Source organism: Cellulosimicrobium sp. NPDC055967 (assembly GCF_042269845.1).
In the GTDB taxonomy this organism is placed as follows: Bacteria; Actinomycetota; Actinomycetes; order Actinomycetales; family Cellulomonadaceae; genus Cellulosimicrobium.
Genome location: NZ_JBHJYJ010000007.1, coordinates 141848 through 155221 on the forward strand (window position 1 = coordinate 141848; position 13374 = coordinate 155221).

General features: G+C 74.9%; 11 protein-coding genes. 6 read left to right on the forward strand and 5 right to left on the reverse strand.

Annotated elements, in window-relative coordinates; translation table 11 throughout:
- The first annotated feature begins 78 nt into the window (after positions 1-78).
- From hflX to ACFC2L_RS11535, 3 genes are all read left to right on the forward strand, one after another.
- The gene (gene hflX, locus ACFC2L_RS11525; RefSeq protein WP_375824441.1) at positions 79-1638 is read left to right on the forward strand and encodes a GTPase HflX; all 1560 of its coding nucleotides are present in this window, start codon (positions 79-81) and stop codon (positions 1636-1638) included.
- 133 nt (positions 1639-1771) lie between these two features.
- Entirely contained in the window at positions 1772-3880 is a 2109-nt protein-coding gene (locus ACFC2L_RS11530; RefSeq protein ID WP_375824442.1) for an ATP-dependent DNA helicase, read from the forward strand.
- Positions 3881-3929: 49 nt separating this feature from the next.
- On the forward strand, positions 3930-4940 hold the full coding sequence (locus tag ACFC2L_RS11535) for an L-lactate dehydrogenase (RefSeq protein ID WP_375824443.1): 1011 nt from the start codon (positions 3930-3932) through the stop codon (positions 4938-4940).
- A gap of 126 nt (positions 4941-5066) precedes the next feature.
- On the opposite strand, the gene lexA is transcribed toward ACFC2L_RS11535, so the two are convergent.
- Positions 5067-5801: a transcriptional repressor LexA gene (gene lexA, locus ACFC2L_RS11540; RefSeq protein WP_375824444.1), complete on the reverse strand. Its 735-nt coding sequence runs from the start codon at positions 5799-5801 to the stop codon at positions 5067-5069.
- A gap of 343 nt (positions 5802-6144) precedes the next feature.
- On the opposite strand from lexA, the gene ACFC2L_RS11545 reads away from it, so the two are divergent.
- A complete protein-coding gene (locus tag ACFC2L_RS11545; protein ID WP_375824445.1) occupies positions 6145-6489 on the forward strand; it encodes a LysM peptidoglycan-binding domain-containing protein in 345 nt (114 codons plus the stop codon).
- 441 nt (positions 6490-6930) lie between these two features.
- Positions 6931-7470 carry a transcriptional regulator NrdR gene (gene nrdR, locus ACFC2L_RS11550; protein ID WP_375824446.1) on the forward strand — a complete coding sequence of 180 codons (540 nt, stop codon included), beginning with the start codon at positions 6931-6933 and terminating at the stop codon, positions 7468-7470.
- Positions 7471-7564: 94 nt separating this feature from the next.
- On the opposite strand, the gene ACFC2L_RS11555 is transcribed toward nrdR, so the two are convergent.
- Positions 7565-8653: an aldo/keto reductase gene (locus ACFC2L_RS11555; protein WP_375824447.1), complete on the reverse strand. Its 1089-nt coding sequence runs from the start codon at positions 8651-8653 to the stop codon at positions 7565-7567.
- Positions 8654-8820: 167 nt separating this feature from the next.
- Here ACFC2L_RS11555 and ACFC2L_RS11560 point away from each other — a divergent pair, with 167 nt between their 5' ends.
- The gene (locus tag ACFC2L_RS11560) at positions 8821-9015 is read left to right on the forward strand and encodes a DUF5302 domain-containing protein (RefSeq protein ID WP_375824448.1); all 195 of its coding nucleotides are present in this window, start codon (positions 8821-8823) and stop codon (positions 9013-9015) included.
- An 81-nt stretch (positions 9016-9096) separates the two neighbouring features.
- On the opposite strand, the gene ACFC2L_RS11565 is transcribed toward ACFC2L_RS11560, so the two are convergent.
- The 3 genes from ACFC2L_RS11565 to ACFC2L_RS11575 all read right to left on the reverse strand — a co-directional run bounded on the left by ACFC2L_RS11565 (position 9097) and on the right by ACFC2L_RS11575 (position 13219).
- Positions 9097-9516 carry a pyridoxamine 5'-phosphate oxidase family protein gene (locus ACFC2L_RS11565; protein ID WP_375824450.1) on the reverse strand — a complete coding sequence of 140 codons (420 nt, stop codon included), beginning with the start codon at positions 9514-9516 and terminating at the stop codon, positions 9097-9099.
- Between the two features lie 119 nt (positions 9517-9635).
- Positions 9636-10835 (reverse strand): phosphoglycerate dehydrogenase, encoded by a 1200-nt coding sequence (serA, locus tag ACFC2L_RS11570; RefSeq protein ID WP_375824451.1) that lies wholly within the window; start codon positions 10833-10835, stop codon positions 9636-9638.
- A gap of 95 nt (positions 10836-10930) precedes the next feature.
- The gene (locus ACFC2L_RS11575) at positions 10931-13219 is read right to left on the reverse strand and encodes a HelD family protein (protein WP_375824452.1); all 2289 of its coding nucleotides are present in this window, start codon (positions 13217-13219) and stop codon (positions 10931-10933) included.
- Between the last annotated feature and the right edge of the window lie 155 nt (positions 13220-13374).

Consider the following 13374-nt stretch of genomic DNA (forward strand, 5'->3'; position numbering starts at 1 on the left):
GCCCCGGGACGATTTCCCGTGCCACGCTTGTTGTGTCACCAGGGCGCACGCGCGCCTCTTCCCGACGAAAGGCGGCACATGAGCGCTACCCCGGCAAACTCACCGGCGAACCCCACCCCGGCTCAGGACGAGCCGACCGGCGCGACGCGGGACATCGCGAGCGACGTCGTGGCGCGGGTGCTCGCTCGGGCCGGGACGGCGCGCGCCGAGGGCGGCACGGTCCACGCACGGCACGACGGCGAGCAGCTCGAGCTCGAGGAGCGCAGCGCGCTGCGCCGCGTGGTCGGCCTGTCGACCGAGCTCGAGGACGTCACCGAGGTCGAGTACCGGCAGCTGCGCCTCGAGAAGGTCGTGCTCGTCGGGCTGTGGAGCCCCGGCTCCGACCCGCGCGAGGACGGCGCCCCCACGTCCGCGGAGGAGGCCGAGATCTCGCTGCGCGAGCTCGCGGCCCTCGCCGAGACGGCGGGCTCCCAGGTGCTCGACGGCGTGATCCAGCGCCGCGCGAAGCCCGACCCGGGCACGTACCTGGGCTCCGGCAAGGCAGCCGAGCTGGCCGACGTCGTCGCCGCCAGCGGAGCCGACACGGTCGTGATCGACGGCGAGCTCGCGCCCTCCCAGCGGCGTGCGCTCGAGGACATCGTCAAGGTCAAGGTGATCGACCGGACCGCCCTGATCCTCGACATCTTCGCCCAGCACGCGAAGTCCCGGGAGGGCAAGGCGCAGGTCGAGCTCGCCCAGCTCGAGTACCTCCTCCCGCGCCTGCGCGGGTGGGGCGAGTCGATGTCCCGGCAGGCCGGTGGTCAGGTCGGCGGGGCGGGCGCGGGCATGGGCTCGCGTGGTCCGGGTGAGACGAAGATCGAGCTGGACCGCCGCCGCATCCGCAACCGCATGGCCAAGCTGCGCCGGGAGATCCAGGCGATGGCCCCGGGCCGCGAGACCAAGCGCGCGTCGCGCAAGCGGCACGCGGTCCCGTCCGTCGCGATCGCGGGCTACACGAACGCGGGCAAGTCGAGCCTGCTCAACGCCATCACGGGCGCGGGCGTGCTCGTCGAGAACGCCCTGTTCGCGACGCTCGACCCCACGGTGCGCCGCACGCGCACCGAGGACGGTCGCGTGTACACGCTCGCCGACACCGTCGGGTTCGTCCGCGCGCTGCCGCACCAGCTCGTCGAGGCGTTCCGGTCGACGCTCGAGGAGGTCGGCGACGCCGACCTGCTGCTCCACGTGGTGGACGCGTCGCACCCCGACCCGGAGGGCCAGATCGCGGCGGTGCGCCACGTCCTGGCCGACATCCCGGGCGTGGAGGACGTGCCCGAGGTGATCGTCCTCAACAAGGCCGACGTCGCGGACCCCGAGACGATCGCGCGGATCCGGCTGCGCGAGCGGCGCACGGTGGTGGTCTCGGCGCACACGGGCGAGGGGATCGAGCACCTGCGCGAGCTCATCGCGCACGAGCTGCCCCGCCCGGACGTCGAGATCGACGTCGTCGTCCCCTACCACCGCGGCGACCTCGTGCACCGGGTCCACACCGAGGGCGAGATCGACCACGAGGAGCACACGCCCGAGGGCACGCTGCTGCGCGGTCGCGTCGCCCAGGCGCTCGCGACCGAGCTCGTCGGGGCCTCGGCCCAGGGCTGACCGGCCCGCACCGGACCTCGGCCCGACGCTCTCCACGGCCCCGTGCGGCTCCTGCCGCACGGGGCCGTGCCGTGCCCGGCGCCGTCGTCCACAGGGCCTCCGCCCCGTGGGTGACCGACCGTAGACTCGGCGGGTGCCCCCCTCCACGCGACCTGCCCCCGACCGCGTCGACGCCGAGGGGCCGGGGACGACGGCCGGCACCGCGGGAGGCGACGTGCCCGACGTCGACGCGCTGCTCGACGTCGCCGTCACGCGGCTGGGCGGCGCGCGGCGCGACGGCCAGCACGCGATGGTACGCGCGGTCACCGACGCGATCGAGGGGTCGGAGCACCTCGTGGTGCAGGCGGGCACGGGCACGGGCAAGTCGCTCGGGTACCTCGTGCCCGCGGTGCGGCACGCGGTGGCGACCGACGAGCGGGTGATCGTCTCGACCGCGACGCTGGCGCTCCAGCGCCAGGTCATCACGCGCGACCTCCCGCTCGTCGCCGACGCCGTCGCTGACCGCCTCCCGCGCCCCGCGACGATCGCGCTCCTCAAGGGCTGGCACAACTACCTGTGCGTCCACAAGATCGCGGGCGGGTACCCGGCCGACGAGCCGACGCTGTTCGACCTGCCGGGCGAGTCCGCGGGCGCCGCCGACCACCCCGCCGCACGCGGCGGGACCAGCGCCGCGGCGCTCGGCGAGCAGGTCGTGCGCCTGCGCGAGTGGGCCGACGAGACGTCGACCGGGGACCGGGACGACCTCGTGCCGGGGGTGAGCGACAAGGCGTGGCGGCAGGTCTCGGTCACGGCGCTCGAGTGCCTCGGCCAGCGGTGCCCCCTGCTCGCCGAGTGCTTCCCCGAGAAGGCGCGCGCGACGGCACGGGAGGCCGACGTCGTGGTGACCAACCACGCGATGCTCGGCATCGCCGCGATGGGCTCGCCCGGCGTGCTGCCCGAGCACGACGTGCTCGTCGTCGACGAGGCGCACGAGCTCGCCGACCGGGTGACCGCGGCGGCGACGGTCGACCTCTCCGTCCCGGCGATCGAGAGCGCGGCCCGCCTCGCGCGGCGGCACGGGGGCGTCACGACGGACGCGCTGGACGCGGCCTCGGCCGCGTTCGGCACGGTCGTCGGAGCGCTGCCCGCCGAGCGGTTCCCGGACGGGCTGCCCGAGGGCGCGCGCTCCGCCGTCGCCGCCGTGCGCGACGCCGCGCGCGAGGTGCTCTCGACGCTCAAGCCCGAGACCGGGGTCACCAAGCCGGCCCAGCCCGACTCCGGCCTGAAGATGGCGCAGTCGACCATGCTGCAGCTCTTCGAGGTCGCCGAGCGCATGGCCGCGGACCCGACCGGGCACGACGTGCTCTGGTGCTCCCGGCCCGGCGAGGGCGGTTGGTCGGCCGACCGGTTCGGGGAGGGCGCGAGCCGCCTGCACGCCGCCCCGCTGGGCGTCGCGGGCCTCATCCGCACGCACCTGCTCGCCGAGCGCACCGGGGTCTTCACCTCGGCGACGCTCGCGCTCGGCGGGAGCTTCGACGCCGTCGCGCGCACCTTCGGGCTCGGCGGCGGCGAGAGCGGGGACGCCGACGCGCCGCGGTGGCGCGGGCTCGACGTCGGCAGCCCGTTCGACTACGCGCGGCAGGGCATCCTCTACGTCGCCAAGCGGCTGCCGACGCCCGGCCGCGAGGCGTCCACGGAGCACCAGCTCGACGAGATCGCCGCGCTCGTGGAAGCGGCGGGCGGCCGCACGCTCGGCCTGTTCTCGTCGCGTCGCGCCGCGGTGGCCGCTGCGGAGGCGATGCGCGAGCGGCTCGACGTGCCGATCCTGTGCCAGGGCGACGACCAGCTCCCCACGCTCGTGCGCGAGTTCGCCGACGACCCGGCGACGTGCCTGTTCGGCACGCTGTCGCTGTGGCAGGGCGTCGACGTCCCGGGGCCGTCGTGCCATCTCGTGCTCATCGACCGGATCCCGTTCCCGCGCCCGGACGACCCGGTGAAGTCGGCGCGGGCCCGTGCCGTCGAGGCCGCGGGCGGCAACGGGTTCATGCAGGTCTCGGCGACGCACGCCGCGCTCCTGCTGGCGCAGGGCGCCGGTCGGCTCGTCCGGTCGACGGCGGACCGTGGCGTGGTCGCGGTCCTCGACCCGCGCCTCGTGACCGCGCGCTACGGGACGTTCCTCACGCGGTCCATGCCGGGGTTCTGGCAGACGACGGACCGTGACGTCGCCACCGCTGCGCTCCGGCGCCTCACCGCTCTAGGCTGAGTCCTTTCCCGCGAGCATCAGGGAACCCAGCGAACTTCACGGAGGCGACATGACGACGAGCACGTCCCCGCACGGCACGGGCGACGCGACCACGGGCGGGCCGGGAGGGGGAGCGCGGACGACCAAGCTGGCGATCGTCGGCGCGGGCGCCGTCGGGTCGACGCTGGCCTACGCGGCCCTCATGCGCGGGGCCGCGCGCACGGTCGCGCTCCTGGACGTGAACCGGGCGAAGGTCGAGGCGGAGGTGCTCGACCTCCAGCACGGCATCCAGTTCATGCCGATGGCCCGCGTCGAGGGGTCGGACGACGTCGCGGTGTGCGCAGGGGCCGACGTGGTCGTCGTGACGGCCGGGGCCAAGCAGAAGCCCGGCCAGACGCGGCTCGACCTCGCCGAGGGCACGATCGGCCTCATGCGCACGATCCTTCCCGGGCTGGTGGAGGTCGCCCCGGACGCGGTCTACGTCATGGTGACGAACCCGGTCGACATCGTCACGTACGCGGCGCTCAAGTTCTCGGGGCTGCCACCGTCGCAGCTCTTCGGCAGCGGGACGGTGCTCGACTCGTCGCGCCTGCGCTTCCTCGTGGCCCAGCACTGCGGCGTGGCGGTGCAGAACGTCCACGCGTACATCGCCGGCGAGCACGGCGACAGCGAGATCCCGCTATGGAGCTCGGCGACCATCGGCGGCGTGCCGCTCCTCGAGTGGCCGGGACTCGGTGGCCGTGGCCCGCTGACCGAGGCGGTGCGCGACGACATCGCGCGCGAGGTCGTGCAGTCGGCCTATCGGATCATCGAGGGCAAGGGGGCGACGAACTACGCCGTCGGGCTCGCGGGCACGCGCATCATCGAGGCCGTGCTCGACGACGAGCACCGCATCCTGCCCGTCTCGACGCTGCTCGACGGCGCGTACGGGCTCGACGACGTGTGCCTCTCGCTGCCCACGCTCGTCGACCGTCGCGGCGCCAGCGAGCGGGTCGAGGTGCCGCTGGCCGCGGCAGAGCTCGCCGGGCTGCGCTCGTCCGCGGAGTCGCTGCGGGGCGTCGCCCGGCGCTTCGGCCTCTGACCCACCGGGCCCGCCGACGGGGTCCGCGCACCGCGAGAGCCGGGTGGTCGACGACCACCCGGCTCTCGCCGTGCTCGGTGACTGTGACTGTGACGGGGACGACGACGGGGACCGGACCCCGTGCGCTCAGAGGCTGCGCAGGACGGAGACGACGCGCCCGAGGACCTGGGCGTCGTCGCCCGGGATCGGGTCGTACGCCGCGTTGTGCGGCATGAGCCAGACGCGACCGTCCGCGCGGCGCAGGGACTTCACCGTGGCCTCGCCGTCGATCATCGCCGCGACGATCTCGCCGTTCTCCGCCACGGGCTGGCGGCGTACGACGACCCAGTCGCCGTCGCAGATCGCGGCGTCGACCATCGAGTCGCCCTGCACCCGCAGGAGGAAGAGCTCGCCCTCGCCGACGAGCTGGCGGGGCAGCGGGAAGACGTCCTCGACGACCTGCTCCGCGAGGATCGGGCCGCCGGCGGCGATGCGGCCGACCACCGGGACGTACGACGGCGCCGGGTGCGCCTCGTCGTACGCGGGCTCGGTCGCGGAGCCCGCCGCCGTGAGCGGGGTGGCGCGGCGCGCGTCGTCCGGTTGAACGACCTCGATCGCGCGGGGGCGGTTCGGGTCGCGCCGCAGGAACCCCTTGCGCTCGAGCGTCGTGAGCTGGTGCTTCACCGACGACGGGCTCGTCAGGCCCACGGCCTCGCCGATCTCCCGCATGCTCGGCGGGTAGCCGCGCTGCTCGACGCACGCGCGGATGGTCTCGAGCACGAGGCGCTGCCGCGGCGTGAGCCCGTCACCTCCCGCCGACCCGTCCGGGAGCTCGCGCACCTCGGCGAGCCCCCGTGCCCTGTCCGTGCCTCGTCCCGCCATGGTCGCTCCGCCTTCGTCCGTCGCGGCCGCCGACGCCTCCCGGGCCTGCAGCCTCCCCTCCCCGGCGCGTGCGCTCCGGGACCTCGGTCGCCCCTCCGGGTCCGAGCGGACATGTCCGGCGAACCGACCTGACCCCAGGCTAGGGGAGGTTGCGACACGAATCAAACACCTGTTCGAGCATGTCTCGACTCCGTGGGTCGTTCGTGATAGACCTTCGTACAGGTGTTCTACGTACACGTGTTCGACCGGTCCGGGTCGGCGCGGAGGCGAAGGGCTCGCGGCGTCCGATCGACCGGGGAAGGCGATCGGGCCCGCGGGCCGGGACGGAGCAGGGATGGATGCGATGACGATCTCGACGGTCGGGCCCCTCGGCCCTGGGGCAGGGCGAGCGGGGGAGCGGCCGCTGCGGCTCACGCGGCGGGGCCGCGTGGTCCTCGTGCTCCTGGCCGCCGTGGTCCTGCTGCTCGCCGCACGGGTGGGCGTCGCCGTCGCGAGCGGTCCGGGAGAGCCTCTGGAGGTCCGGGTCCACGTCGTGAGTTCGGGCGAGACCCTCTGGGAGCTCGCGCAGGGCGTGGCGGCCCCGGGCGAGGACCTGCGCGACGTCGTGAGCGGGCTCGCCGAGCTCAACGGGCTCTCGTCGTCGGGCCTCCAGGCCGGTCAGAGGATCCTCCTGCCGACATCCGCCTGACGCCGAGCCCCGCGGTCTCAGGGGGCCGGTGCGGTGTGACGCAGGACGGTGCGGTGTGACGCAGGACACGGGAGGAAACGGCTCCGCACGGTGCGCAGGGGTTGCGGTGGCATTTAGGTCACCCTAAGTTAGTGTCACCTCACAACGCCGGCTGGGGGGCTGGGCGGACGAGGCGAGGAGCACGCGGTCCACCGCGACTCCTGTGCACGTCACCGCGCGTGAGGCGAGTCACGCGCGAGATGGGGACGGGGGCGTCCCGACGGGGGCGGTCGAACACGACCGCCCCCGTTCTGCCGTCCACGCGCCCCGGTGCGGCTGCCCGCGCGCCGCCGCGTCACCGCGCGCGAGCCGCCGGCGTCGGAGGCGTGTTGCACCGTCCTGCCGCGACGGCATACGTTCGTCGCGCCGACCTGTCGGCGCGAACCCGCGGAGGAGCCCGCCATGCACTGCCCGTTCTGCCGCCACGCGGACTCCCGCGTCGTCGACTCGCGCACCTCGGACGACGGCGCGTCGATCCGTCGGCGCCGTCAGTGCCCCGAGTGCAACCGCCGATTCACGACGATCGAGACCGCGAGCCTGTCCGTGGTCAAGCGCTCCGGCGTGACGGAGCCCTTCTCGCGCGAGAAGATCGTCAACGGCGTGCGCAAGGCCTGTCAGGGGCGGCCCGTCAACGAGGACGACCTGGCGGTGCTCGCGCAGCGCGTCGAGGAGACCATCCGGGCGAGCGGCAGCGCCGAGCTCGACGCGTACGAGATCGGGCTCGCGATCCTCGGGCCGCTGCGCGAGCTCGACGAGGTCGCCTACCTGCGCTTCGCGAGCGTCTACCAGGCGTTCGACTCGCTCGAGGACTTCGAGAGCGCGATCACCTCGCTGCGCGTCGAGCGCGAGGAGCGCGAGACGGCCGCGGCGCGGGCCGAGGAGGGCTCGGGCAGCACCGCTGCGGACGCCGACGTGCGCGAGCACACCGCACCGCACGCCTGAGGCGTCGCGCGCAAGGTCACGTCGCGGCGCCGTGCGCGAGGTCACGTGGTGCCCCCGGCGGAGGGCCCGGGTCGTCGACGTTCGCCCGGCGGGCCTACAGGTCGCTGGACCGCGACGCCCAGATGTTGATGCCGGTGTCCGCGGGCAGCGCGTCGACGGCGGCGAGCTCCTCGGCGGAGAGCGGCGGCGCGTCGAGCGCGGCGAGGTTCTCGTCGAGCTGTCGCGTCGAGCTCGCGCCGAGCAGCACGGAGGTGACCCGCTCGTCCCGCATCGCCCAGAGGATCGCCGTCGTGGCGAGGCTGCGCCCGTGGGCGCGGGCGAGGTCGTCGAGCCGGCGGACGTGGTCGAGGTTCGCCTCCGAGAGGAATGCCGGTCGCAGCGGCCCCCCGCGCGCCGCGCGCGAGTCGTCCGGGACCCCGTGCAGGTACCGGTCGGTGAGCATCCCCTGGGCGAGCGGCGAGAAGGCGACGACGCCGAGTCCCTCGGCGCCGGCGACGTCGAGCACGGACGCGCCTGCGGGGTCGTGCGGGTCGGGCTCCTCGACCCACCGGTTGAGCATCGAGTACGACACCTGGGTCACGACGAGGTCGACGCCCACCTGCTCCGCGACCTGCAGCGCCTCCCGGGTGCGGCGCGCCGAGTAGGACGAGATGCCCGCGTACCGCGCGCGCCCCGAACGGACCGCGGTGGCGAGCGCGCCGACGGTCTCCTCGAGCGGCGTCGTCGGGTCGAAGCGGTGGGAGTAGAAGATGTCGACGTGGTCGAGCCCGAGGCGACGCAGCGAGGCGTCGAGCGAGGAGAGCAGGTACTTGCGCGAGCCGCCCTCGCCGTAGGGACCGGGCCCCATGCGGTAGCCGGCCTTGGTCGTCACGACGAGCTCGTCGCGCACGGGCCGCAGCTCGCGCGCGAGGAGGTGCCCCAGCGACTCCTCGGCCGCTCCGCCCGGCGGGCCGTAGTTGTTCGCGAGGTCGAGGTGGGTCACCCCGCGGTCGACCGCGTGCAGCACGATCTCGCGCTGCGTCGCCCGCGGGTCGGCGTCGCCGAAGTTCTGCCACAGACCCAGCGACACCGCCGGCAGCGCCAGCCCGGAACGGCCGAGACGGCGGTGCGGCAGCGGGGCGTGGTCCGCGGACGACGCCGCGGAGGGGCCGGCGGCGGGGGCGGTGGAGGAGTCGGTCGGCACGGGGCCGACGCTACCGGACGCCACCCGACCGTCCCTCGGGGAGCGGCTGACCGGCGGACAAATCAGGTGGCGTCCGGCGTCGGGGTGCGGGAGGCTGGTCGAGGTGCCCGCACCGTCGGGCCGACCGCAGTGCACGACCGAGTTCCCCCATCGACGAGGAGACCGCCATGGCGTCCGACCAGCAGCGATCCGCTGCAGACACCGCACCGACCGACGAGGCCAAGGCGAAGTTCCGGGAGGCGCTCGACCGGAAGAACGCCGCACGCCACCGCACGGCCGACGGCGAGTCCAACACCGGGGCGGTGCACGGGTCCGAGACCGTGGGCCCGGTCCAGCGCACGTTCCGCCGCAAGTCGGGCTGACCGCCGGTCCGGCTCAGCGCTCGTCGTCCGGTCGCCCCGTCGGGGTGGCCGGACGACGCACGTCCGGGGCGACGACGGTCGCTAGGCTTCCGAACGGGCGAAGCGTCGCCCGGTCAGCTCGCGGACCTCGATGACGACCCACTCCTCGGTCGGCACGTCGACGACGGGGACGAGCGGGGCCGCGTCCGCCAGGACGGCGTCGACCTCGTGCTCGGAGCGCACCCGGCGCGCGGTGCCGCGGGCGACGACGCTCCAGGCCCCGTCGTCGTCGACGTGGTCCCACTCGAGCGCGACCCGCTCGTTGGTCGCGAGGGTCGCGAGCTTGGTCCCCGGCACGGTGCGGAACGCGAGCGTGCGCCCGTGCGCGCGGACGGTCACGGGGTAGATGTCCGGCTCGCCCCGCACGCTCACGGCGAGGCGTGCGACGTGGGTCCCCTCCACGAGGTCCCACGACGCGTCCGCGTCGAGGATCTGCGGCCCGTCGTGCGTGTATCCGGTCATGCCTCATCGTGGCACCGCCGAGCGCGGGGCGCTCAGCGGCGAAGGTCATGCCGCCCGAGGACCTTCGCCGCGTGCGCCGGGGCCACCGGTGCACGCGGCGAAGGCGCTCGTGGTGAGCGTCAGTCGAGGACGCGCAGGGCGATCGTCTGCTCCATCGCGGCGAGCGCCTCGATGACGGCGGGCTCGACGCGCGAGCCGACGTCCGTGACGACGTAGCCGATCTCGCCACGCGTGGCGAGGAGCTGACCCTCGATGTTCGTGCCGTGCTCCGCGAGGGTCGCGTTGACGGCCGCGAGGACGCCCGGCGTGTTCCGGTGCAGGTGCGTGATGCGCGTGATCCCGGTCGTCTGCTCGAGCGCGAGGTTCGGCACGTTGACGCTGAGCGTCGTCGAGCCCGTCGTGAGGTAGTCGCGCAGCTTGGCCGAGACGAACTGGCCGATCGCCTCCTGCGCCTCCTCGGTGGAGCCGCCGATGTGCGGCGTGAGGATGACGTTCGGCAGGCCGCGCAGCTCGGAGTCGAACGCGTCGCCCTTGCGCTTGGGCTCCTGCGGGAACACGTCGACGGCGGCACCGGAGACGCGGCCCTCCTCGATCGCCTCGCGCAGCGCGCCGTAGTCCACGACGAACCCGCGCGACAGGTTGAGGAAGATCGAGCCCTGCCGCATGCGGGCGAACTGCTTGGCGCCGAACAGCCCGGCGTTGCCCTGGCGGCCGTCGACGTGCAGCGTGACGACGTCCGCCTGCTCCAGCAGCTCGTCGAGCGTGTCCATGCGTCGCGCGTTGCCGAGCGCGAGCTTCTCCGCCGTGTCGTAGAAGACCACGGACATGCCGAGGTTCTCGGCCACGACCGAGAGCTGGGTGCCGATGTTGCCGTAGCCCACGATGCCGAGCGTGCGGCCGCGGACCTCGTGCGCGCCCTCGGCCGACTTGTCCCAGCGGCCCTCGTGCAGCGCGCGGTCGCGCTCGGTGAGGCGGCGCGTGAGCGCGATGATCTCGGCGAGCGCGAGCTCGACGACGGAGCGCGTGTTCTGGAACGGGGCGTTGAACACGGCGACGCCCTGCGACGCGGCGGAGCGCAGGTCGATCTGGTTCGTGCCGATGCAGAACGCGCCGAGCGCCACCAGGTCGGGGGCGTTCTCGAGCACGTTCGCGGTGACGTTCGTCTTGGACCGGATCCCGAGGAGGTGGACCCCGTCGAGGGCCTCGATCAGCTCGGACTCGTCGAGGGCGCCGGAACGGACGGTGACGTCGATGCCCGCCGCCTCGAGGTTCGAGGCAGCGAGGGGGTGCAGGTTTTCAAGGAGGAGGGCGCGTAGCACGCTCCCATGGTGCGCCCGGTCCGTGGTCCGGACCAAACGGGTCTTGACACTCGGGACGAGGTGAACGGCCGACCTGCGCCGTCCGGGTCGGAGGGTCAGGGTGCGACGCGCGCCCCGTCCTCCGCGACCGTGCTCGTCGGCGCGTCCGTCGTCGAGCCCGCCTCCTCGCCCGGTCCCGTCCCGGTCACGCCGGCCGGGAGCGCGCGGGCGTGCACGACGACGAGGCGCTGGGTCGGGCGGGTCATGGCGACGTAGAGGTCCGAGGCGCCGGACGGGCCGGTCGCGACCTCGGCGGGCTCCACGAGCACGACGGCGTCGAACTCGAGCCCCTTCACCTGCACCGGGTCCAGGACCGTGAGCGGGGCGTCCGGGCCCGCGTCCTCGAGACCGAGGGCGGCGCGCAGGGCGGGCGTCGCGTGCGCCGCGGCGACGACGGCGACCCGCCCCGACTCCGCGGCGACGAACTCCGCGCGCGCCGCGTCGGCCTCGGCGCGGACCTGGGCGGGGAGGCCGGCGGGCGTCGCCTCGACGACGCGCAGCGCGTCCTCCACGTCGCGCGCGGACGTGAGCGGCGAGACCGGCAGCCCCGCGGCGAGGGCCGCCCGGCGGGCGGCGTCGGCCACGGAGGCGGGGGTCCGGTAGTTGACGGTCAGCTCCGCGAGGCGCCACGCGTCACGGAAGACCGGGTCGAGCATGCCCTTCCACGAGCGCGCCCCCGCGAGCGACGACGTCTGCGCGACGTCGCCGACGACGGTGAACGAGCGCGTCGGGCACCGGCGCACGAGCATGCGCCACGCCATGGCCGACAGCTCCTGCGCCTCGTCGACCACGACGTGACCGTAGGTCCACGTGCGGTCCTGCGCGGCGCGCTCCGCGGTGGTCAGGCGCGGGCCGCTCGCGGAGAAGCGCTCGGCGAGCACGTCCGCGCCGACGATCCCGCCGCCGGCCCCGGACGACTCGAGCACCTGCCGCGCGTACTCGAGGTCCTGCGCGCGCTGCGCCGCCCGTGCGGCGGCCTCGGCCCGCTCCGCCTGGTCGTCCTCGCCGAGGAGCTCGGCGGCCTCGTCGAGGAGCGGGACGTCGGCGGGCGTCCACGGCGAGCCCTTCGGCCGTTCCAGCAGGCGCCGGTCGGCGGGCGAGAGCTCGGGTGCCGCCTCCGCGAGCCGGTGCGGCTTGGTCCACAGGTCCTCGACGAGGCGCTCCGGCGTGAGAGGGAGCCACGCGAGGTTGAGCGCGACGCGCACGTCGCGGTGCGAGCGCAGGTCCTCGAGCGCGAGCGCGCGGTCCTCGCCGACGAGCGGCTCGCCGAGCTGGCGCCCGTACTGGTCGACGAGGCGCGAGAGCATCTCGCGGACGAACGTGACGCGCGCGAGGTTGTGCGGCTTGTGGGTGCGCCGCGCCTTCGCGATGGCGTCGCGGACGTCGCGGCGCCGGATCAGCAGGTCGTGGCCGTCGAGGCGCACGGGGACGTCCGCCGCGGGCACGCGCTCGCGCGCCCGCACCGCGCGTCGCACCGCGCGGGCCATGACCGCCCGGCCCTTGACGCGCGCGACGCGGGGGTCCTCCGCGCCGTCGGCCACGACGCCCGGCAGGAGGTCGGCGATCGTCGTGCTGACGACCCCGGTCTCGCCGAGCGACGGCAGCACCTGGTCGATGTAGCGCAGGAACGAGTGGCTCGGGCCGACGAGGAGGACGCCCGAGCGCTCGAGGAGCCGCCGGTGCGCGTAGAGGAGGTAGGCGGCGCGGTGCAGCGCGACGGCGGTCTTGCCCGTGCCCGGCCCGCCCTGCACGACGAGCGCGCCGGCCAGCCCGGACCGGATGATCGCGTCCTGCTCCGCCTGGATCGTCGCGACGATGTCGCCCATGCGCCCGGTACGGCCCGCCGCCATCGCGGCGAGGAGCGCGCCCTCGCCCGAGAGCGTGGTCCCGGTGACGGCCTCGGGCGCGTCCAGGTCCAGGAGCTCGTCCTCGAGGCCCGTCACGTCGCGCCCGCGGGTCACCAGGTGCCGCCGCCGGACGACGCCGTCGGGGTGGGCCGCCGTCGCGCGGTAGAACGACTGCGCCGCGGGCGCGCGCCAGTCGGTGAGGAGGCTCGTGTGCTCGGCGTCGGTCAGGCCGATGCGCCCGACGTAGCGGCGCGTGCCGTCGTCCAGGTCGAGGCGGCCGAACGCGAGCCGGTCCTCGACCGCGTCGAGCTGCGCGACGCGGTCCTCGTACAGCGTCGCGAACGCGTCGCGCTCGCTCCGGTTCTGCGGCGAGCCCGACGGCCCGGACCGGCGGACGGCGTCGAGCCGCGCGCGGGCGGCGGCGCGCAGCTCGTCGAGGCGTGCGTAGAGGGTGTCCACGACCTCCTGCTCGAGCCGGAGTTCGTCGTTGCGTCCCACGCTGTCCCTTCCCTCGGCCGGGCGTCGCGTCCGGGCGCGCGCCCGTGACACGGCCGTCCATTATGGCGCACCGGCGCCGGGACCCGGACCGCGCCTCGGCGCGTCCCGTGCCCGTGACCGGGCCGGACGCGCGGCTGACGCTAGGATCGTGGGCC

Bases quoted from the DNA above. Each gene is read 5' to 3' on its own strand.
- hflX (WP_375824441.1), top strand. From the start codon at position 79: ATGAGCGCTACCCCGGCAAACTCACCGGCGAACCCCACCCCGGCTCAG.
- ACFC2L_RS11535 (WP_375824443.1), top strand. From the start codon at position 3,930: ATGACGACGAGCACGTCCCCGCACGGCACGGGCGACGCGACCACGGGC.
- lexA (WP_375824444.1), bottom strand. From the start codon at position 5,801: ATGGCGGGACGAGGCACGGACAGGGCACGGGGGCTCGCCGAGGTGCGC.
- ACFC2L_RS11545 (WP_375824445.1), top strand. From the start codon at position 6,145: ATGACGATCTCGACGGTCGGGCCCCTCGGCCCTGGGGCAGGGCGAGCG.
- nrdR (WP_375824446.1), top strand. From the start codon at position 6,931: ATGCACTGCCCGTTCTGCCGCCACGCGGACTCCCGCGTCGTCGACTCG.
- ACFC2L_RS11560 (WP_375824448.1), top strand. From the start codon at position 8,821: ATGGCGTCCGACCAGCAGCGATCCGCTGCAGACACCGCACCGACCGAC.
- ACFC2L_RS11565 (WP_375824450.1), bottom strand. From the start codon at position 9,516: ATGACCGGATACACGCACGACGGGCCGCAGATCCTCGACGCGGACGCG.